Source organism: Streptomyces sp. NPDC005866 (assembly GCF_040629895.1).
Lineage (GTDB): Bacteria > Actinomycetota > Actinomycetes > Streptomycetales > Streptomycetaceae > Streptomyces.
This window is the reverse complement of record NZ_JBEXWP010000023.1, coordinates 1-18,488: the sequence shown is the minus strand read 5'-3', so window position 1 is coordinate 18,488 and position 18,488 is coordinate 1. Positions and strand designations below refer to the sequence as shown.

Sequence of the window (18,488 nt, the reverse complement as noted above, 5' to 3'; positions counted from 1 at the left end):
CAGATGGCCATGCCGCTGCGCCAGTCCATCAAGATCGCTACATACCTGGCCGAACAGAAGCTCCGCAAGCGGGACAAGTTCCCGCTGATCGTGGAGCTGGAACCGCTCTTCGCGTGCAACCTGAAATGCGAGGGCTGCGGCAAGATCCAGCATCCGGCAGGTGTGCTCAAGCAGCGCATGCCGGTCGCACAGGCCGTCGGCGCTGTACTGGAGTCCGGTTCACCGATGGTGTCCATCGCGGGCGGTGAGCCCCTGATGCACCCTCAGATCGATGAGATCGTGCGGCAGTTGGTGGCGAAGAAGAAGTACGTCTTCCTCTGCACCAACGCGATGCTGTTGCGCAAGAAGCTGGACAAGTTCACGCCCTCCCCGTACTTCTCCTTCGCCGTGCACATCGACGGGCTGCGCGAGCGGCACGACGAGTCCGTTGCGAAGGAAGGCGTCTTCGACGAGGCCGTGGCGGCCATCAAGGAGGCCAAGCGGCGCGGCTTCCGGGTGACCACCAACTCGACCTTCTTCAACACCGACACCCCGCAGACCATCATCGAGGTGCTCAACTACCTCAACGACGACCTCAAGGTCGACGAGATGATGATCTCGCCCGCCTACGCCTACGAGAAGGCCCCCGACCAGGAGCACTTCCTCGGCGTGGAGCAGACCCGTGAGCTGTTCAAGAAGGCCTTCGCGGGCGGCAACCGGCGCAGGTGGCGGCTCAACCACTCCCCGCTCTTCCTGGACTTCCTGGAGGGCAAGGTCGACTTCCCGTGCACGGCGTGGGCGATCCCGAACTACTCGCTCTTCGGCTGGCAGCGCCCCTGCTACCTGATGAGCGACGGGTACGTGCCGACGTACCGCGAACTCATCGAGGAGACCGACTGGGACAAGTACGGCCGCGGCAAGGACCCGCGCTGCGCCAACTGCATGGCGCACTGCGGCTACGAGCCCACCGCCGTCCTCGCCACCATGGGGTCCCTCAAGGAATCGCTGCGCGCGATGCGCGAGACGATCAACGGAAACCGGGAGTGACCGTATGACCGCCATTTCCCTGGGCGTCCCCGAGGTCCCGGTCCGGCCGATCGCCGAGCGGCGCGTGTCTCGGCAGATCCACGTCGGACCGGTGGCCGTCGGGGGCGGTGCCCCGGTGTCGGTGCAGTCGATGACCACGACCCGCACCTCGGACATCGGCGCGACCCTCCAGCAGATCGCCGAACTCACCGCGTCGGGCTGCCAGATCGTCCGTGTCGCCTGCCCCACGCAGGACGACGCGGACGCCCTGGCGACCATCGCCAGGAAGTCCCAGATCCCGGTGATCGCGGACATCCACTTCCAGCCGAAGTACGTGTTCGCGGCCATCGAGGCCGGGTGCGCGGCCGTCCGGGTCAATCCCGGCAACATCAAGAAGTTCGACGACCAGGTGAGGGAGATCGCGCGGGCCGCCAAGGACCACGGCACCCCGGTCCGGATCGGGGTCAACGCGGGCTCGCTCGACCGGCGCCTCCTGGAGAAGTACGGCAAGGCGACCCCGGAGGCGCTCGTGGAGAGCGCTCTCTGGGAGGCCTCGCTCTTCGAGGAGCACGACTTCCGGGACATCAAGATCTCCGTCAAGCACAACGACCCGGTCGTGATGATCGAGGCCTACCGGCAGCTGGCCGCCCAGTGCGACTACCCGCTGCACCTCGGCGTCACCGAGGCCGGCCCGGCGTTCCAGGGCACGATCAAGTCGGCGGTCGCCTTCGGCGCGCTGCTCTCGCAGGGCATCGGCGACACCATCCGGGTGTCGCTGTCCGCCCCGCCCGCCGAGGAGGTCAAGGTCGGCATCCAGATCCTGGAATCCCTTGGACTCCGGCAGCGCCGCCTTGAGATCGTCTCCTGCCCGTCCTGCGGACGCGCCCAGGTCGACGTCTACAAGCTGGCGGACGAGGTCACGGCCGGCCTGGAGGGCATGGAGGTGCCGCTGCGCGTCGCCGTCATGGGCTGCGTGGTCAACGGCCCCGGTGAGGCACGGGAGGCCGACCTGGGGGTCGCCTCCGGCAACGGCAAGGGCCAGATCTTCGTGAAGGGCGAGGTCATCAAGACCGTGCCCGAGTCGAAGATCGTGGAGACCCTTATCGAGGAGGCGATGAAGATCGCCGAACAGATGGAGCAGGACGGCGCCGGGCCCGGAGCACCCGCCGTCACCGTGAGCTGAACAGCACGGACCGAGAGGGGGCCGAGCGTGACGATTCTGGAGACCATCCGGGGACCACGCGACCTGAAGGCGCTGTCCGAGGCGGAACTTCGTGAACTGTCCGAAGAAATACGCGAGTTCCTGGTGCATGCGGTCGCCAGGACCGGCGGTCACCTCGGCCCCAACCTGGGCGTCGTGGAACTGACCGTCGCACTGCACCGGGTCTTCGAGTCCCCGGTCGACCGCATCCTCTGGGACACCGGCCACCAGAGCTATGTGCACAAGTTGCTGACCGGCCGTCAGGACTTCTCCAAACTGCGCGGCAAGGGCGGGCTGTCCGGCTACCCCTCGCGCGAGGAGTCCGAGCACGACGTCATCGAGAACAGCCACGCCTCCACCGCGCTCGGCTGGGCGGACGGCCTCGCCAAGGCCCGCCAGGTGCAGGGGGAGAAGGGCCATGTCGTCGCGGTGATCGGCGACGGCGCGCTGACCGGCGGGATGGCCTGGGAGGCGCTCAACAACATCGCGGCCGCGAAGGACCGGCCGCTGATCATCGTCGTCAACGACAACGAGCGGTCGTACGCCCCCACCATCGGCGGACTCGCCAACCATCTGGCCACGCTGCGCACCACCGACGGCTACGAGCAGGTGCTGGCCTGGGGCAAGGACGTACTGCTGCGCACCCCCATCGTGGGCAACACCCTCTACGAGTCCCTGCACGGCGCCAAGAAGGGCTTCAAGGACGCCTTCGCGCCACAAGGCATGTTCGAGGACCTGGGCCTCAAGTACGTCGGCCCGATCGACGGCCACGACATCAAGGCGGTCGAGTCTGCGCTGCGGCGCGCCAAACGCTTCCACGGGCCGGTGCTCGTGCACTGCCTGACGGAGAAGGGCCGCGGCTACGAGCCCGCCCTCGCCCACGAGGAGGACCACTTCCACACCGTCGGCGTGATGGACCCGCTCACCTGCGAGCCGCTCGCGCCGTCCAACGGACCTTCCTGGACCTCGGTGTTCGGCGACGAGATCGTCCGGATCGGTGAGGAGCGCGACGACGTCGTGGCGATCACGGCGGCCATGCTGCACCCGGTCGGCCTCGGCAAGTTCGCCGAACGCTTCCCCGGCCGGGTCTGGGACGTGGGCATCGCCGAGCAGCACGCGGCCGTCTCGGCGGCCGGCCTCGCGACCGGCGGACTGCACCCGGTCGTCGCCGTCTACGCCACCTTCCTCAACCGCGCCTTCGACCAGCTGCTGATGGACGTGGCGCTGCACCGCTGCGGGGTGACGTTCGTCCTGGATCGGGCGGGCGTCACGGGTGTCGACGGCGCCTCCCACAACGGTATGTGGGACATGTCGATCCTCCAGGTGGTGCCCGGCCTCCGGATCGCCGCCCCGCGCGACGCCGAACAGCTGCGCCTCCAGCTGCGCGAGGCGGTCGCCGTCGACGACGCGCCCACCCTGGTCCGTTTCCCCAAGGAGTCGGTGGGCCCGGAGATCCCGGCCGTCGACCGGCTGGGCGGGCTGGACATCCTGCACCGGGCGGAGGACCCGCAGGTGCTGCTGGTCGCGGTCGGCGTGATGGCACCGGTCTGCCTCCAGGCCGCGGAGCTGCTGGCGGCACGCGGTATCGACTGCACCGTCGTGGACCCGCGCTGGGTCAAACCGGTGGACCCGGGCCTGCCCGGTCTCGCCGCCGGCCATCGCCTTGTCGCCGTCGTCGAGGACAACAGCCGCGCGGCCGGCGTGGGCGCGGCGGTGGCGCTGGCCCTGGGGGACGCGGACGTCGACGTACCGGTACGGCGGTTCGGCATCCCGGACCAGTTCCTCGCGCATGCCAAACGCGGCGAGGTGCTGGCCGACATCGGGCTCACGCCCGTCGAGATCGCCGGTCGGATCGGAGCGAGCCTCGCAGCGCGCGGAGCCGGGGGTGCCGCGAAGGGCCGGGTGCCGGCTCCGGCGCCCTCCGAGCTGGTCGCGCCCCGCGGCGGTAGCCGCACATCGATGCGCCCCGCGCCCCTTCGGGGCGCTGATGTCGAGGGCGCTTACAAGGAGAAACCATGAGCACGGAGTTCAACCTCGGCGCGTTGCTGGCCGAGCGCGGAGCCGAGCGCTACGAGCTGCACACCAAGTACCTGAACCACCAGCTCCCGCGCATGCTGCACACCATCGGCTTCGACAAGGTCTACGAACGCGCCGAGGGCGCCCACTTCTGGGACGCGGACGGCAACGACTACCTGGACATGCTCGCCGGGTTCGGGGTGATGGGCCTGGGCCGTCACCACCCCGTCATCCGCAAGGCCCTGCATGACGTCCTGGACGCTCAGCTGGCCGACCTCACCCGGTTCGACTGCCAGCCGCTGCCCGGTCTGCTGGCCGAACGGCTCCTCGCGCACAGCCCGCACCTGGACCGGGTGTTCTTCGGCAACAGCGGCACCGAGTCGGTCGAGACCGCCCTGAAATTCGCCCGCTTCGCCACCGGCAGGCCCCGGATCCTCTACTGCGACCACGCCTTCCACGGCCTGACCACCGGCTCGCTGTCGGTCAACGGCGAGGACGGCTTCCGGGACGGCTTCGCACCGCTGCTGCCCGACACCGCCGTGCCGCTGGGCGACCTGGACGCGCTCGCCCGGCAGCTGAAGAAGGGCGATGTCGCCGCCCTGATCGTCGAGCCGATCCAGGGCAAGGGCGTGCACGAGGCCCCGCCCGGCTATCTGCGCGCCGCCCAGGAGCTGCTGCGCAAGCACAAGGCGCTGCTGATCGCCGACGAGGTGCAGACCGGCTTCGGCCGCACCGGCGACTTCTACGCCTACCAGCACGAGGAAGGGGTGGAGCCGGACCTGGTGTGCGTGGCCAAGGCGCTGTCCGGCGGCTATGTCCCCGTGGGTGCGACCCTCGGCAAGGACTGGATCTTCAAGAAGGTCTACTCGTCCATGGACCGCGTCCTGGTCCACTCGGCGAGCTTCGGCGCCAACGCCCAGGCGATGGCGGCCGGACTCGCCGTCCTGTCCGTCATGGACAACGACCAGATCGTCGCCAACGCCCGGGCCGTGGGGGACCAGCTCACGTCCCGGCTCACCGCGCTGATCGACAAGTACGAGCTGCTCGCCGACGTACGCGGCCGGGGCCTGATGATCGGCATCGAGTTCGGCAGGCCCAGCTCACTGAAGCTGCGCAGCCGCTGGACCATGCTCCAGGCCGCCCGCAAGGGCCTGTTCGCGCAGATGGTCGTCGTACCGCTGCTGCAACGGCACCGGATCCTCACCCAGGTCTCCGGGGACCACCTGGAGGTGATCAAGCTCATCCCGCCGCTGATCGTCGACGAGACGGATGTGGACCGGTTCGTCGCGGCCTTCACGGACGTGATGGACGACGCACACAGCGGCGGCGGTCTGATGTGGGACTTCAGCAAGACCCTCATCAAGCAGGCGGTGGCCAACCGCTGACGCCCGACCTTTTGCCTCTCAGGCAACAAATTTGCCGGAGAGGCAATGCCCCGGCTCAATAGAGGTATGAACGCCTCAGACGCGGCGCCACCCGCCGGTCCCGGCGACGACCTGCCCGCCGTCGCCCCGCAGCTGCGCTCCCTGCGCCGCCGCGCCGGCCTCACCCTGGAGGCCGCGGCCCGCGAGGCCGGGCTGTCGCCGGGCCACCTCTCACGGCTGGAGACCGGGCAGCGCCAGCCCTCGCTGCCGATGCTGCTCGCGCTCGCCCGTGTCTACGGTACGACGGTTTCCGAGTTGCTCGGCGAGACGGTCGCCGACCGGGACGCGATCGTGCGTACCGCGGACATGGAGCCGACCACGGCGGGCGGCTGGACGTACTGGCAGGCGGGGGCGCCCGGCCGGGGGATGCAGGCGTTGCGCGTCCGGGTGCCGTTCGGCTCCCAGGGCGACATCGTGCGGGTGCATCCCGGCGAGGAGTGGCTGCACGTCCTGCGGGGGCGGCTCCGGCTGCGCCTCGGCGACACCACCCATGTGCTCGCGCCCGGCGACAGCGCGCACTTCGACTCGCTGACCCCGCACCGGCTCGCCGCCGAGGACCACGACGGCGTCGAGCTCCTGTTCGTCCACACCCTGCTGCAAAGTCCCCTGGCCGCGTTGTGCCTGGGACCGATCACTGGAGAGCTGCCGTGAGCAACATGGAGGAGAAGTTCCCCCGGTCCCTGTGGGTCCGGCTGATCATCTACATCGCCCTCGGGCACGTCCTGGCCGCGTTCCTCTACCTGCTGTTCGCCGTCGGCGCCAAGGGCTGAGCCCCAGCCTCAGTCGAGGAGGCGCCCGCGCAGCCGCTCCCGGGTCGGCGGGGTGAGCTTCAGGCCCTGCTCCAGGTACGTGTCGACGTCACCCCATGTCTGCTCGACGCTCTCGAAGGCCGCCGTCAGATACTCCGCGCGGGCGTCGAAGAGGGGGCTGAGCAGTTCCATCACCTCGGGGCCGTACGCGCTGTCCCCGCCGCCGCTGCGCCGCACCTTGTAGCGGCGGTGCTTGGCGTTGGACTCCAGGTAGTCGGCGAGGATCGCGTCCCGCTCCACGCCCACCGCGAGCAGCGTGACGGCTATGGAGACGCCTGCCCGGTCCTTGCCTGCCGCGCAGTGCATCAGCGCCGGGACGCTGTCCTCGGCGAGCGCCTGCAGCACGCGCGAGTGCTCGTCGGTTCGGTCCCTGACGATCGTGCGGTACGAGCTGACCATCCGGTTGGCGGCCTTGCCGTCGCCCAGCAGCCCGCGCAGCTGCTCGATGTTCCCCTCGCGGACCATCGTCCAGAACTCGGCGCCGTGCGCCGGGTCGGTCAGCGGCAGGTTCAGGTTCCGCACGCCGGGCAGCTCGACGTCCGGGCCCTCCAGCTTCTGGTCGGCCGCGTTGCGGAAGTCGAAGATCGTGTGCAGGCCGAGGGAGGTGAGGAACTCCGCGTCCTGCTCCGTCGCGTGCGCCAGATGCCCGCTGCGGAACAGCACACCGTGCCGGACCCGCCGCCCGTCCACGGTCGGCAGGCCGCCCACGTCACGGAAGTTGCGCACACCGGCCAGCTCGGGCTCGGTGGACGGGACCTGCTGCGTCACGGGGGGTCTCCTCCCGGTCTGTCCCGTCGGCGCTCCTCGTCGCGGGCACTGGGTCGACCATACGACATCGGTTTTCGCGGGCAATGAGTTGTCCACAGGCGTTGCCTCCGGGGCCCGTGGCCTTGATGATGTTGGTGCTTGAGCGGATCTGTTGGCACCTGTGTGAGGTTTCTCGTGGTGGACATCGCCGAAAACGGTCGTACCTGGCTCCTGTCGGGCCCCGGCAGCAGCTACGCGCTGCACCTCACGGAGGACGACGAGCTGCTCCACCTGCACTGGGGCCCGAAAATCCGGCTTGCCGACGCCGAGGCGCTCAGCACCCGGGCGCTGCCCGGCTACTGGGCCTTCGAGTCCCCGCTGGACGGCCGTGAGGAGTACCCCGTCGAGGGTGGCCCCCGCTTCGTCCGCCCCGCGCTGTCCGTGCGCACCGAGGAGCGCCGCGGCACCGAGTGGACCTTCGAGTCGTACGAGACGGAGGGCGACGCCGGGGACGAGGAGCTGCGACTGCGCTTCCGGGACGACGGGATCGTCGTCACCCTGCACTACCGGATGCGCGGCGACGTCGTCGAGCGCTGGGTGACCGTCGACAACCAGGGGGACGCGCGCGTGGAGCTGCTGCGCGCCGACCCCGCCGCCTGGACGCTCCCGGACCGCGAAGGCTGGCGGCTCTCCCAGCTGCACGGCCGCTGGGCCGCCGAGTCCCGCCTCACCAGCGCCCCGCTCACCTACGGCGAGAAGGTCATCGGCAGCCGTCGCGGCCACACCAGCCACCAGCACCTGCCCTGGGTCGCCCTCGACACCGACGCCACCGAGGAGCGCGGCGAGGTCTGGGGCTGTGCCCTCGGCTGGTCCGGCTCCTGGCGGATCGCCGTGGCTCAACTCCCGGACGCGCGCGTGCAGATCACCGGCGGCGCCGGCTACGACGACTCGGGCCTGCTGATGCTGGCGGAGGGCGAGTCGTACACCAGCCCGGTCTTCGCGGGCCTGTGGACCGACGGCGGCTTCGGCGGGGCGAGCCGCGCCTGGCACGCCTACCAGCGGGCGCACATCATCCCGGACGCCGACCGCGACCGGCCCGTGCTGTTCAACTCCTGGGAGGCCACCACCTTCGACATCTCCGAGGAGCAGCAGGCCACCCTCGCCCGGCGGGCCGCCGCGATCGGCGTCGAACTGTTCGTGGTCGACGACGGCTGGTTCGGCGCCCGCACCAGCGACCGCGCGGGCCTCGGCGACTGGGCCCCCAACCCGGACCGCTTCCCGAAGGGCCTCAAGCCCCTCGCCGATCATGTGCACGCCCTCGGCATGCAGTTCGGTATCTGGGTCGAGCCCGAGATGGTCAACGCGGACAGCGACCTGTACCGCGCGCACCCCGACTGGGTCCAGTACCAGCAGGGACGGAAGCGGACGGAACTGCGCAATCAGCTCGTGCTCAACCTCGCCCGCGAGGACGTCCAGGAGTACCTCTGGGAGCGGCTCGACACCCTGCTGTCCAGCGCCCCGATCGACTACGTCAAGTGGGACTTCAACCGCTGTTTCACCGACGCGGGCTGGCCCGGCGAGCCGTACCCGCAGCGCCTGTGGGTCGACCACGTCCGCGCGCTGTACGCCTTGCTCGACCGGATCCGGGCGGCCCACCCGAACGTCGCCATCGAGTCCTGCTCCGGCGGCGGCGGCCGGATCGACCTCGGCATCATGAGCCGTACCGACGAGGTGTGGACGTCCGACAACACCGATCCGCTGGACCGGCTCGCCATCCAGCACGGCTTCAGCCAGATCCACCCGGCCCGGGTGATGTCCGCCTGGGTCACCGACAGCCCGAACCACCAGCTCAACGGCCGGGTCAGCTCGCTGCGTTTCCGTTTCGTCAGCTCCATGGCCGGGGCGCTCGGCGTCGGCGGCGACCTCTCGCGGTGGACCGACGAGGAGCTCGCCGAGGCCGGCCGCTGGGTGGAGCTCTACAAGGACATCCGCCCCCTGGTGCAGCGCGGCGACCAGTTCCGGCTGCGGCCGCCGACCGGCGGGCTCAGCGCGGTGCAGTACACACTCGGCGACGAGACCGTGGTCCTCGCCTGGCTCCAGGCGCAGAGCTACGGTGAGCCGATGCCGGCGCTGCGGTTGCGGGGTCTCGATCCGGCAGCGTCCTACGAATGCCGTGAAACGGGCGAAGTGCACCGAGGCGCCGTTCTGTTGCACCACGGGCTGCGCACAGAGCTGCGCGGCGACCTGGATGCGACGGTCCTCCGGCTGCGCCGCATCTGAGCCTTCTGTCTGAATTGGCGCCTTCATTGCAACTCGCTCTGGAATGGGAGGGCGTGGCGTGACGTGCGTGAGGAGCGTCATATTCGTGACCGTCCGTCGCGCGTCATGTCCACGTAATTCCGGTGCTTTTCAAGGAGATTGGAAAAGCGGGAAGGCTGGAATTCACGGAGGGTGACCGGGAATTCCCGTGACGGATCAAGCGGAACTCGGACAGAGGGAACCAGGCGCTTGTCCGCGCGCGTCTTGCTCGCTTACGTTCGCCCCGCATCCGGACGGAACGCCGAATCCTGCCGCCGCCCGGAGTCCCCACACACACTCACCCGTGCACGGCAGGAGCGGGGGACCCACCAGGTATGACCGCCTGTTCCGGTTCCCGGGACGGCTAGGGGTGTAGCCACGCGCCCACGCGTGGCCGGGCAACTCCAGCCCAAACCCGACAGCTCACCTCGCAGGCGCCGGAGAGGAATGCGTCATGCCCGCGAAGGGTAAGCACCGCCGCCCCAAGAGCCGGCGTTTCACCCGCTCGATCGCCGTCGCCGGAACCGGTGGCGCGGCGCTGGCTCTGCCGCTCATGGGGGCCACCGGCGCCCACGCGGCCACTTCGCAGTCCGTTTCCGGAAAGGCCACGCAGTCGCTCCCGGGCGTCGAGAAGACGGCTGTGCGGAAGGCCGCCGCTCAGAAGTCAGCCGCTCAGAAGTCCGCCACCGGGGATTCCACCCACCGCACCTACACGGTGGTGCCCGGTGACTGTCTCTCGAAGATCGCCCGCGAGCAGAACGTCAACGGCGGCTGGCACCGGCTCTACGCCGACAACCGGCAGGCCGTCGGCGACAACCCCTCGCTGATCCACCCCGGTCTCAAGCTCACGCTCGGCGGCCGCCACGCCGCGACGTCGGACACCCCGAGCTCGGACTCCCGGTCCGAGGCGCGGTCCGACTCGCAGTCGTCCGCCTCCACTTCGTCGTCGTCCTCGAACACGGCCCCCTCCTCACACGCGTCGACGACGACCGCCTCCGGTTCCACCCTCCCGGTCACCGGTGGCACCGTCGGCACCGGCTACCACGTGGCCGGCAGCATGTGGTCCAGCGGCTACCACACCGGCGTCGACTTCGTCGTCCCGACCGGCACCCCGCTCAAGGCCGTCGGCGCGGGCACGGTCGTCACGGCGGGCTGGGGCGGTGCCTACGGCAACCAGGTCGTCATCAGGCTCGCCGACGGCTACTACGCGCAGTACGGTCACCTCTCCGCGCTCTCCGTCTCGGTCGGCCAGACCGTGACCGCGGGCCAGCAGATCGGCCTCTCCGGTGCCACCGGCAACGTGACCGGCCCGCACCTCCACTTCGAGATCCGGACCTCCCCCGACTACGGCTCGGACGTCGACCCGGTCGCCTACCTCCGCACGAAGGGCCTCGCCGTCGCCTGACCCGGCGTCCCCGCTGATCCGACACGCACGCCTGATCTGACACGCACTCCGAAGGCCGGACCCCCGATCCCCGGGTCCGGCCTTCGGCGCGTTGCTTTCTCAGGTTCGGCGAAACTTCCGAGCCTGACGATCATCACGTCAACGCCCCTGATCAGAGCCTTATTCCACGCTTGGTGAAGTATTTAGAAGTGTCTTATCTCACCGATCGTCAACCCCTTATTACGGTCGCGTAGGTCACAGTCAACGGTGAATCATGGCCCGACGTGGCAGACGATTCGAAGAGTGACAACGCATCAGTGATCGGGTCGTACGTGGCGGTGGGGGACAGCTTCACCGAGGGCGTCGGCGACCCCGGCCCCGACGGGGCGTTCGTCGGCTGGGCCGACCGGTTCGCGGTACTCCTGTCCGACCGGCGGCCCGAGGGCGACTTCGAGTACACCAACCTCGCCGTGCGCGGGAAACTGCTCGACCAGATCGTGGCGGACCAGGTGCCGCAGGCCGTGGAACTCGCCCCGGACCTGGTCTCCTTCTGTGCGGGCGGCAACGACATCATCCGCCCAGGCACCGACCCCGACGAGGTGGCCGAGCGGTTCGAACGGGCCGTGGCCCAACTGACCGAGGCCGTCGGCAGGGTACTGGTGACCACCGGATTCGACACCCGGGGCGTGCCCGTCCTCAGGCATCTGCGCGGCAAGATCGCCACCTACAACGGGCATGTCCGGGCCGTCGCCGACCGGTACGGCTGCCCGGTCCTCGACCTGTGGTCCCTGAAGACCGTGCAGGACCGGCGGGCCTGGGACGGCGACCGGCTGCACCTGTCTCCCGAGGGGCACACCCGCGTGGCGCTGCGCGCCGGGCAGGTGCTCGGTGTCGAGGTGCCGGCCGACCCGGACCAGCCGTGGCCGCCGCTGCCGCCCCGCGGCACCCTGGAGGTCCGCCGCGACGACGTGCACTGGGCCCGTGAGTACCTGGTCCCGTGGATCGGGCGGCGGCTGCGCGGCGAGTCGTCGGGTGACCATGCGACGGCCAAGGGGGCGCTCTCCCCGGACGACATAAAGATGCGGATCGCTTCCGTGGCCTGAGGCCGCAAGAGCGTGTAAGGGGCGGCATCCTGGTGGCCCGCCCCTTACTGCTCCACGGGCAGTCCCACTTCACGCGCCAGCGCCTCGTCGACCCACTCCTGCGCCCGGGAGCGTGCTAGGGCGCCCGGGTACGAGGTGAGCTGGACGGCGAGCCCGTCGAGCAGGGCGGTCAGCCGCAGCGCCGCGGCCGTGGGGTCGGGGCACCGGAACTCGCCGGCGGCCACCCCTTCGGCGATGACCTCGGTGATCGCCGCTTTCCACTGCTGGTCCAGCTCCTTGGTGACCTCCCGCAGAGCGGGTTCGCGCAGCGCCACCGCCCAGCCCTCGATCCACAGCCGCCAGCCCTTGGCCTGCCCGGTCGGCGCGTACCAGCGCACCGCCGCCCGCAGCCGGCGAGACGCCGACGTACGGCGGCCCAGCAGCTTGCTCAGATGCGCCAGGTCGTCCTCGGCGGCGTAGGCGAAGGCAGCGGCGACCAGCTTCTCCTTCGTCGAGAAGTGGTACAGCACCAGCGCATTGCTCACGCCGAGGGCCGACGCGACATCGGCGATTCGCACCGCCGCCACGCCCCGCGCCTGGATCTGCTCGATGGCGGCCCGCAGCAGTTCCTCCCGCCGCTCGGCCACACTCAACCGCACTCTCGCCACGCGGTCACCCTAATCGGTCGTCCCCCCACGCGCGTTGCCGTCTCAGGCCAGCGGCAGTCGCATGAGGGTGAGGTCCAGCCAGCGGCCGAACTTGGTGCCCACCTCCCGCACCGTGCCGACGTGCTCGAAGCCGAACCGCTCGTGCAGCCGGACCGACGCGGTGTTCTCCGCCTCGATGCCCGCGATCACCACGTGGTGGCCCGCCTCCCGCGCCGCGGCGACGAGCACACCCAGCAGCGCCGAGCCGATGCCGAGCCCGTGCCGGCCCTCGCGGACGTAGACCGAGTCCTCCACCGTGTGCCGGTAGCCGTCCAGGTTCCGCCACGGGCCGTACACCGCGAACCCGGCCACCTCGCCCGCCACTTCGGCCACGAACGCCGAGCCGCGCTCCAGATGGGCATCGAGCCAGGCCGCTCCCTCGGCCGGAGACTGCGGGGTCTCGGTCCACAGCGCCGTCGAGTGCTCGATCGCGTCATTGCGGATCGCGCGCACGGCCTCCGCGTCACCAGGGCGGGCCGGGCGGATCGTCACCGTCCCGCCTCTCTCGTATATTGGATTCATGTCCAACATAGTAGATCCGCCGGTGGACCCCCTGGTGCTGCGGATCGCGGCCCGGGTCCGCACCGAGCGGGAGCGCCGCCGCTGGACCCTGGCGCAACTCGCGGACGCCTCCGGTGTCTCCCCGGCGATGATCAGCCGGATCGAACGCGGCGAGAGCAGCCCCACCGCCGTCGTCCTCGGCAAGCTGTCCGCCGCGTTCCAGCTGAGCGTCGCGTCCCTGCTCGCCCTCGCCGAAGGCCCGCAGGACGCGATGGCCGACCCCGCGGGAGTGCGGCGCGGCGCCGACGCGACCGAGTGGCGCGACCCCGGCACCGGCTTCCGGCGCCGCCAGATCACCGGACCGCGCTTCCCGGCGGAGATCGCCGAGATCCGCCTGCCCGCCGGAGTCCGGGTGCCCTACCCGGCGGCCGCCTTCGCCTTTGTACGACAGCTCGTCTGGGTCCTCGACGGCCGCCTGACCTTCCACGACGGCGCCACGGTCCACGAACTCGACGCCGGCGACACCATCGAACTCGGGCCGCCCGCCGAGCGCGTCTTCGCCAACACCACCGACGCCGAGTGCCGTTACGCCGTCGTCCTCACCCGCGACGCACAGCCTTGAGCCCGCCGCCGCCCCGGGGCGGCACCTGCCTGCCGGCCGCCATGGCCGGGACGGCGATCCTGGCCCCGGGCGCCGCTGAGCGCCCGTCCCCTCACCGGTACCAGCCGAACCGTTCCGCGATCACCGGAAGCCGGTCGCTCACCAGGGCGTGGGCCGCGGCACGCGGGGAAGTGCCGTCGGACTCCGCGCGTTCCAGCATCAGCTCCACCAGGGCCCGCATCGAGCGGCGGGTGTGGGCGAACGCCTCGTCCGCGTCCGGGCCGACGTCACCGAACAGGGTCCACCACCACCAGGCGTTGGTACCGGAGTTGACCACCACGTCGGGCAGCACGGTCACCCCGCGCGCCGCGAGCCGCTCCTCCGCCTCGGGCAGCACGGGCATATTGCCCGCCTCCACGATCCAGCCGGCGGTGACCAGGTGCTCGTTGGCCGCGTCGACGACGTACGACACCGCGGCCGGCACCAGCACCTCCGCATCGGCGGACAGCCAGGCGTCGCCCGGCAGCTCGAGATCCCCGGGGCGCAGCACCGCGCGGTCGACGGTGCCGTACGGGTCCCGCGCGCGCAGCAGCGCCTCGACGTCCAGGCCCGCCGGGTTGGCGATCGTGCCCTTGACGTCGGCGACGGCCACCACCGTGAGCCCCGCGCGGGTGAGGAAACGCGCGGTGGCCCCGCCCATCGTGCCAAGGCCCTGCACCGCGACCCGCGTCCCCGCGTACGGCACCCCGGCCCGGTCCAGGGCCGTCAGCGCCGACTCGGCGACCCCGCAACCGCCGACCAGTTCGTCGAGACCGATCCCGTCCACCTCGATGGCGAAGGCGTCCGCCAGCCGCCGCCGGGCCGCCGCCTCGTCGTCCAGCAGCGGATACACGGCCTGGATCGAGGAGACCAGCCCCGCCTCGACGGCCGCCCGGTCCACCAGGTCCTGGGTGAGCCCGAGGTCCTCGCCGGTGGCCCAGAAGCTCTCGACGTACGGCCGCATGGCGCGCAGATAGCGGACCAGCAGGGCGTACGAACCCGGGTCCTGCGGATCGCAGTCGATGCCCCCCTTGGCGCCGCCCAGGGGGATGTAGCGGCCCTCGGGGTTGTAGTGCAGGGCCTCCTTCATCGTCATGCCGCGCGCCAGCCCGGTGACCTCCTCCACGGTGCAGCCCGGCCGCATCCGCAGACCGCCGCTGGCCACCCCCCGCACCATGCGGTCGACGACCAGGAAACCCTGACGGCCGGTGATGTGGTCGGTCCAGACAAGAGACATCAGGGGAGCGGCCATGGTGGCTCCTGAGAGGTTCGTGAAGGAGGGGTGTTACTGAACAGTGAGTCAGTATTCGGAGGTGGGTGGCCGGGTGTCAACGCCGATCGCCGCAGGGGCCGACCATAATGGAGCACCTCGGCGACACCACTGGAGGTACCGTGACCCGTTTGCGTTCCCTGAGCTCCGGGCTCCGCGTGCTGCGGCCCGCTGCCTTCGGCGTGGACCCCGCCGGCGAGCGCATGGCCCGTATCCAGGGTTCACCGCACTTCAAGGACGGTGTCTTCCAGAACCCCGGCGGTACCGCCCGCACCCGCCCCTCGGGCTCGATGCTGGACTTCGCGAAGATCTACTTCAAGAAGGAGCAGCGCGTCCGCCGCGCTCCCCGGGGCATCGTCCCGGTGCACGCCACCACCGTCGCCGACCTCGCCCGGCCCGCCGCGAGCGGGCTGCGGCTGACCTGGATGGGCCACTCCAGCGTGCTCGCGGAGATCGACGGGCACCGCGTCCTGTTCGACCCCGTCTGGGGCGAGCGCTGCTCCCCGTTCCCGTTCGCCGGGCCCAAGCGGCTGCACCCGGTGCCGCTGCCGCTGGCCGCGCTCGGACCGGTCGACGTGGTCGTCATCTCGCACGACCACTACGACCACCTCGACCTGCCCACCATCAAGGCGCTGGCCGGCACGGACACCCTCTTCGCCGTACCGCTCGGCGTCGGCGCCCACCTCGAACACTGGGGCGTCCCCGCCGACCGCCTGCGTGAGCTGGACTGGCACGAGGAGACCAAGGTCGGCGGGCTCACCCTGACGGCCACCCCCGCCCGCCACTTCTGCGGCCGGGGACTGCGCAACACCCAGCACACCCTGTGGGCGTCCTGGGCCGTCGCGGGCGAGCGGCACCGCGTCTACCACAGCGGTGACACCGGCTACTTCGAGGGCTTCAAGGACATCGGCGCCGACCATGGACCCTTCGACGTGACGATGATCCAGATCGGTGCGTACAGCGAGTTCTGGCCGGACATACACATGACGCCCGAGGAGGGCATGCGCGCACACCTCGACCTGCAGGGCGGTGGCCCGGACGGGGTGCTGGTGCCGATCCACTGGGGCACCTTCAACCTCGCTCCGCACGCCTGGGCCGAGCCGGGGGAGTGGACGAAGGACGCGGGGGACGGGGCGGGCCAGGCGGTGGCGGTGCCGCGCCCCGGTGAGCCCTTCGAGCCCTCCGGTCAGCTTCCCACGGATCCGTGGTGGCGCGGAGTCTCCCACCCGGTCAAGACTCCTTGGCGTCGTCCCGAGCCTCAGCCCGCCCCGGTTCCGGCACCTGCGGACGACGAACGTGACCTTGTAGCCGAGTGATGCCCGAGGACGGGGCTCCGCAGGAGCTTTTGGAAAGTCCGGCCGTCTGGTTGTCGGCGGCCGTGGCAAAGTCCAGGTGTGCGGCCAGTTGAGTCCCGGCTGATAGCCACCAGAACTCCAGGTGGATGGCCATCGGGCCTGCGGCGTTCCTGATCGCTTCCTTGTCTGAAGGAGACCCCTTCGTCCGGCTGGCTGGTGTTTGCGAAGCATCAGCGAACCGGTCGAAGAGGTCCTGTGACGAAGTCTGACAGAGAGATCATGGAGATCTTGGAGGTGGAGACCTGACCGATACGGTCTGGTCGGCGGCCGCTCACACGATCTGCAGGGCTGACTTGATCGTCATCGACATTGGGCTGCTTCCGGTCGGCAAGGACGCCGCCGAGGCGTTCTACCGGATCATCGATGCCGCCTACGAACGCCGCTCCATCGCGGTGACCAGCAACGTTCATCCCTCAGGATTCGACACGATCATGCCGAAGACCCTCGCTGGAGCCAGCACCGACCGCCTCATGCACCACGCTCACCTCGTGACCACCGCCGGCGATTCGCACCGCCTCGCCGAGGCCCTCGCCGACAAGGGAGTGGTTCCCTTGAACTGACCTCATTCCCAGGAACACCGCTGGCCACGGGTCTGTACGGTGAGTGGTGTAACTCCCGAGCTGGAAGCGACAGTTGATGGCTGACGTGACGAGTGACGTTGAGGCCGGGGCGGCCGCTGCGAGTGTGACGGGCGCCGTGGATGACGGGCTGGTCGCCGAGTTGGTTGCCCGGGCTCAGGCCGGTGGGGTGAAGCTCACCGGGGAGGGCGGCCTCCTGCAGCAGCTGACCAAGCGGGTGCTGGAGTCCGCTCTGGAGGGCCTGCTCACTGATCATCTGGGGCACGAGACCGGTGAGCGGGCCGAGGGCGGTCGGGAGAACTACCGCAGCGGGCACCGGTTCAAGACGGTGATCGCCGAGTCGGGGCCGGTCGAGATCGCTGTGCCGCGGGACCGGGCCGGGTCGTTCGAGCCCCAGCTGGTCAGGAAGCGTCAGCGGCGTCTGGGCGGGGTGGACGAGATGGTCCTGTCACTGTCCGCAAAGGGGCTGACGCACGGGGAGATCTCCGCGCATCTCGCCGAGGTGTACGGCGCGGAGATCTGCAAGTCCACGATCTCCACGATCACCGACAGCGTGATGGCCGGCATGACGGAATGGCAGAGCCGTCCGCTGGACAGCGTGTACCCGGTCGTCTTCATCGACTGTGTGAACGTGAAGGTCAGGGACGGGCAGGTCGCCGACCGGCCCGTCGACATGGCGGTGGCGGTCACCGCCGAGGGGCACCGGGACATTCTGGGCCTGTGGATCGGCGACGGAGGGGAGGGTGCGAAGTACTGGCTCCAGGTCCTGACCGAGATCAAGAACCGCGGCGCGGCCGATGTCCTGATGCTGGTCTGCGACGGCCTGACCGGCCTCCCGGACGCCGTGAATACCGTCTGGCCTGCGACGATCGTCCAGACCTGCGTCGTTTACCTCCTGCGGAACAGCTTCCGTTACGCGGCCCGGCAGGACTGGGAGAAGATCGCGAAGGCGCTCAGGCCCGTCTGCACCGCGCCGACCGAGGAGGCCGCGCTGGAGCGGTTCGTGGAGTTCACCGACGCCTGGGGCGGGAAGTATCCGGCGATCGTCCGGCTCCGGGAGGCGGCCTGGGCGGAGTTCGTGCCCTTCCTCCAGTTCGACGTGGGGATCCGCAAGATCGTCTGTACCACGAACGCGATCGAGAGCATCAACGCGCGGATCCGCAAGGCCGTCCAGGCCCGGGGGACACTTCCCCACCGACCAGGCCGCCCTCAAGTGCGTCTATCTGGCCGTCATGAGCCTGGACCCGACCGGCACCGGACGCAAACGCTGCACCATGCGCTGGAAGGCCGCGCTCCAAGCCTTCGACATCACTTTCGACGGCCGGCTCACCGCCGGACGCCGCTGAACAAATCAGACCGAGTTCCACCGTTTGCTAGGCCCTGTCTCACTTTCGGTGGTGACGGAGCGTGCTGTTATCCGAGGAGGATGCGGTGCCGGAGCAGGGTGAAGCTTGCTCGTCCGTGCATCTGG

General features: G+C 70.1%; 15 protein-coding genes, 2 pseudogenes and 1 riboswitch. Of the genes and pseudogenes, 13 read left to right on the top strand and 4 right to left on the bottom strand.

Going from position 1 to position 18,488, the window contains the following annotated elements; translation table 11 throughout:
• The first annotated feature begins 3 nt into the window (after positions 1–3).
• The 6 genes from hpnH (at position 4) to ABZ396_RS29235 (ending at position 6,416) form a co-directional block, all read left to right on the top strand.
• Positions 4–1,026: an adenosyl-hopene transferase HpnH gene (gene hpnH, locus ABZ396_RS29260; protein ID WP_358917480.1), complete on the top strand. Its 1,023-nt coding sequence runs from the start codon at positions 4–6 to the stop codon at positions 1,024–1,026.
• Between the two features lie 4 nt (positions 1,027–1,030).
• Positions 1,031–2,188, top strand: a complete 1,158-nt coding sequence (ispG, locus tag ABZ396_RS29255) for a flavodoxin-dependent (E)-4-hydroxy-3-methylbut-2-enyl-diphosphate synthase (protein ID WP_358917478.1) — start codon at positions 1,031–1,033, stop codon at positions 2,186–2,188.
• Positions 2,189–2,215: 27 nt separating this feature from the next.
• Positions 2,216–4,225 carry a 1-deoxy-D-xylulose-5-phosphate synthase gene (dxs, locus tag ABZ396_RS29250; protein ID WP_358917476.1) on the top strand — a complete coding sequence of 670 codons (2,010 nt, stop codon included), beginning with the start codon at positions 2,216–2,218 and terminating at the stop codon, positions 4,223–4,225.
• Positions 4,222–5,607, top strand: coding sequence for an aspartate aminotransferase family protein (locus tag ABZ396_RS29245; protein ID WP_358917474.1), 1,386 nt, complete (start codon positions 4,222–4,224; stop codon positions 5,605–5,607). The genes dxs and ABZ396_RS29245 overlap by 4 nt, the downstream gene beginning before the upstream one ends.
• 66 nt (positions 5,608–5,673) lie before the next feature.
• A complete protein-coding gene (locus tag ABZ396_RS29240) occupies positions 5,674–6,297 on the top strand; it encodes an XRE family transcriptional regulator (protein WP_358917472.1) in 624 nt (207 codons plus the stop codon).
• On the top strand, positions 6,294–6,416 hold the full coding sequence (locus ABZ396_RS29235) for a DUF6126 family protein (protein WP_358917470.1): 123 nt from the start codon (positions 6,294–6,296) through the stop codon (positions 6,414–6,416). Before ABZ396_RS29240 ends, ABZ396_RS29235 begins: the two co-directional genes overlap by 4 nt.
• 9 nt (positions 6,417–6,425) lie before the next feature.
• Here the strand turns inward: ABZ396_RS29235 and ABZ396_RS29230 are convergent, their stop codons facing one another.
• Entirely contained in the window at positions 6,426–7,223 is a 798-nt protein-coding gene (locus tag ABZ396_RS29230) for a tyrosine-protein phosphatase (protein WP_358917468.1), read from the bottom strand.
• Between the two features lie 174 nt (positions 7,224–7,397).
• On the opposite strand from ABZ396_RS29230, the gene ABZ396_RS29225 reads away from it, so the two are divergent.
• The 3 genes from ABZ396_RS29225 to ABZ396_RS29215 all read left to right on the top strand — a co-directional run bounded on the left by ABZ396_RS29225 (position 7,398) and on the right by ABZ396_RS29215 (position 11,987).
• Entirely contained in the window at positions 7,398–9,482 is a 2,085-nt protein-coding gene (locus ABZ396_RS29225) for an alpha-galactosidase (RefSeq protein ID WP_358917668.1), read from the top strand.
• Positions 9,483–9,789: 307 nt separating this feature from the next.
• Positions 9,790–9,950: riboswitch (cyclic di-AMP (ydaO/yuaA leader) on the top strand.
• Between the two features lie 4 nt (positions 9,951–9,954).
• Entirely contained in the window at positions 9,955–10,905 is a 951-nt protein-coding gene (locus ABZ396_RS29220) for a LysM peptidoglycan-binding domain-containing M23 family metallopeptidase (RefSeq protein ID WP_358917466.1), read from the top strand.
• 296 nt (positions 10,906–11,201) lie between these two features.
• On the top strand, positions 11,202–11,987 hold the full coding sequence (locus tag ABZ396_RS29215; RefSeq protein WP_358917666.1) for an SGNH/GDSL hydrolase family protein: 786 nt from the start codon (positions 11,202–11,204) through the stop codon (positions 11,985–11,987).
• Between the two features lie 44 nt (positions 11,988–12,031).
• Here the strand turns inward: ABZ396_RS29215 and ABZ396_RS29210 are convergent, their stop codons facing one another.
• Positions 12,032–12,634: a TetR family transcriptional regulator C-terminal domain-containing protein gene (locus ABZ396_RS29210; RefSeq protein ID WP_358917464.1), complete on the bottom strand. Its 603-nt coding sequence runs from the start codon at positions 12,632–12,634 to the stop codon at positions 12,032–12,034.
• A gap of 42 nt (positions 12,635–12,676) precedes the next feature.
• On the bottom strand, positions 12,677–13,195 hold the full coding sequence (locus ABZ396_RS29205; protein WP_358917462.1) for an N-acetyltransferase family protein: 519 nt from the start codon (positions 13,193–13,195) through the stop codon (positions 12,677–12,679).
• Here ABZ396_RS29205 and ABZ396_RS29200 point away from each other — a divergent pair.
• On the top strand, positions 13,194–13,796 hold the full coding sequence (locus ABZ396_RS29200; protein WP_358917460.1) for a helix-turn-helix domain-containing protein: 603 nt from the start codon (positions 13,194–13,196) through the stop codon (positions 13,794–13,796). The two genes, ABZ396_RS29205 and ABZ396_RS29200, sit on opposite strands and share 2 nt — an antisense overlap.
• 91 nt (positions 13,797–13,887) lie before the next feature.
• Here ABZ396_RS29200 and ABZ396_RS29195 read toward each other — a convergent pair whose 3' ends face one another.
• A complete protein-coding gene (locus ABZ396_RS29195; RefSeq protein WP_358917458.1) occupies positions 13,888–15,066 on the bottom strand; it encodes a Glu/Leu/Phe/Val dehydrogenase dimerization domain-containing protein in 1,179 nt (392 codons plus the stop codon).
• A 107-nt stretch (positions 15,067–15,173) separates the two neighbouring features.
• Here ABZ396_RS29195 and ABZ396_RS29190 point away from each other — a divergent pair, with 107 nt between their 5' ends.
• From ABZ396_RS29190 to ABZ396_RS29180, 3 genes and pseudogenes are all read left to right on the top strand, one after another.
• The gene (locus tag ABZ396_RS29190; RefSeq protein ID WP_358917456.1) at positions 15,174–16,400 is read left to right on the top strand and encodes an MBL fold metallo-hydrolase; all 1,227 of its coding nucleotides are present in this window, start codon (positions 15,174–15,176) and stop codon (positions 16,398–16,400) included.
• Between the two features lie 317 nt (positions 16,401–16,717).
• Positions 16,718–16,999: pseudogene (locus ABZ396_RS29185) on the top strand (ATP-binding protein); the annotation flags it as partial.
• A gap of 76 nt (positions 17,000–17,075) precedes the next feature.
• A pseudogene (locus tag ABZ396_RS29180) lies at positions 17,076–18,363 on the top strand (IS256 family transposase).
• Positions 18,364–18,488 lie beyond the last annotated feature (125 nt).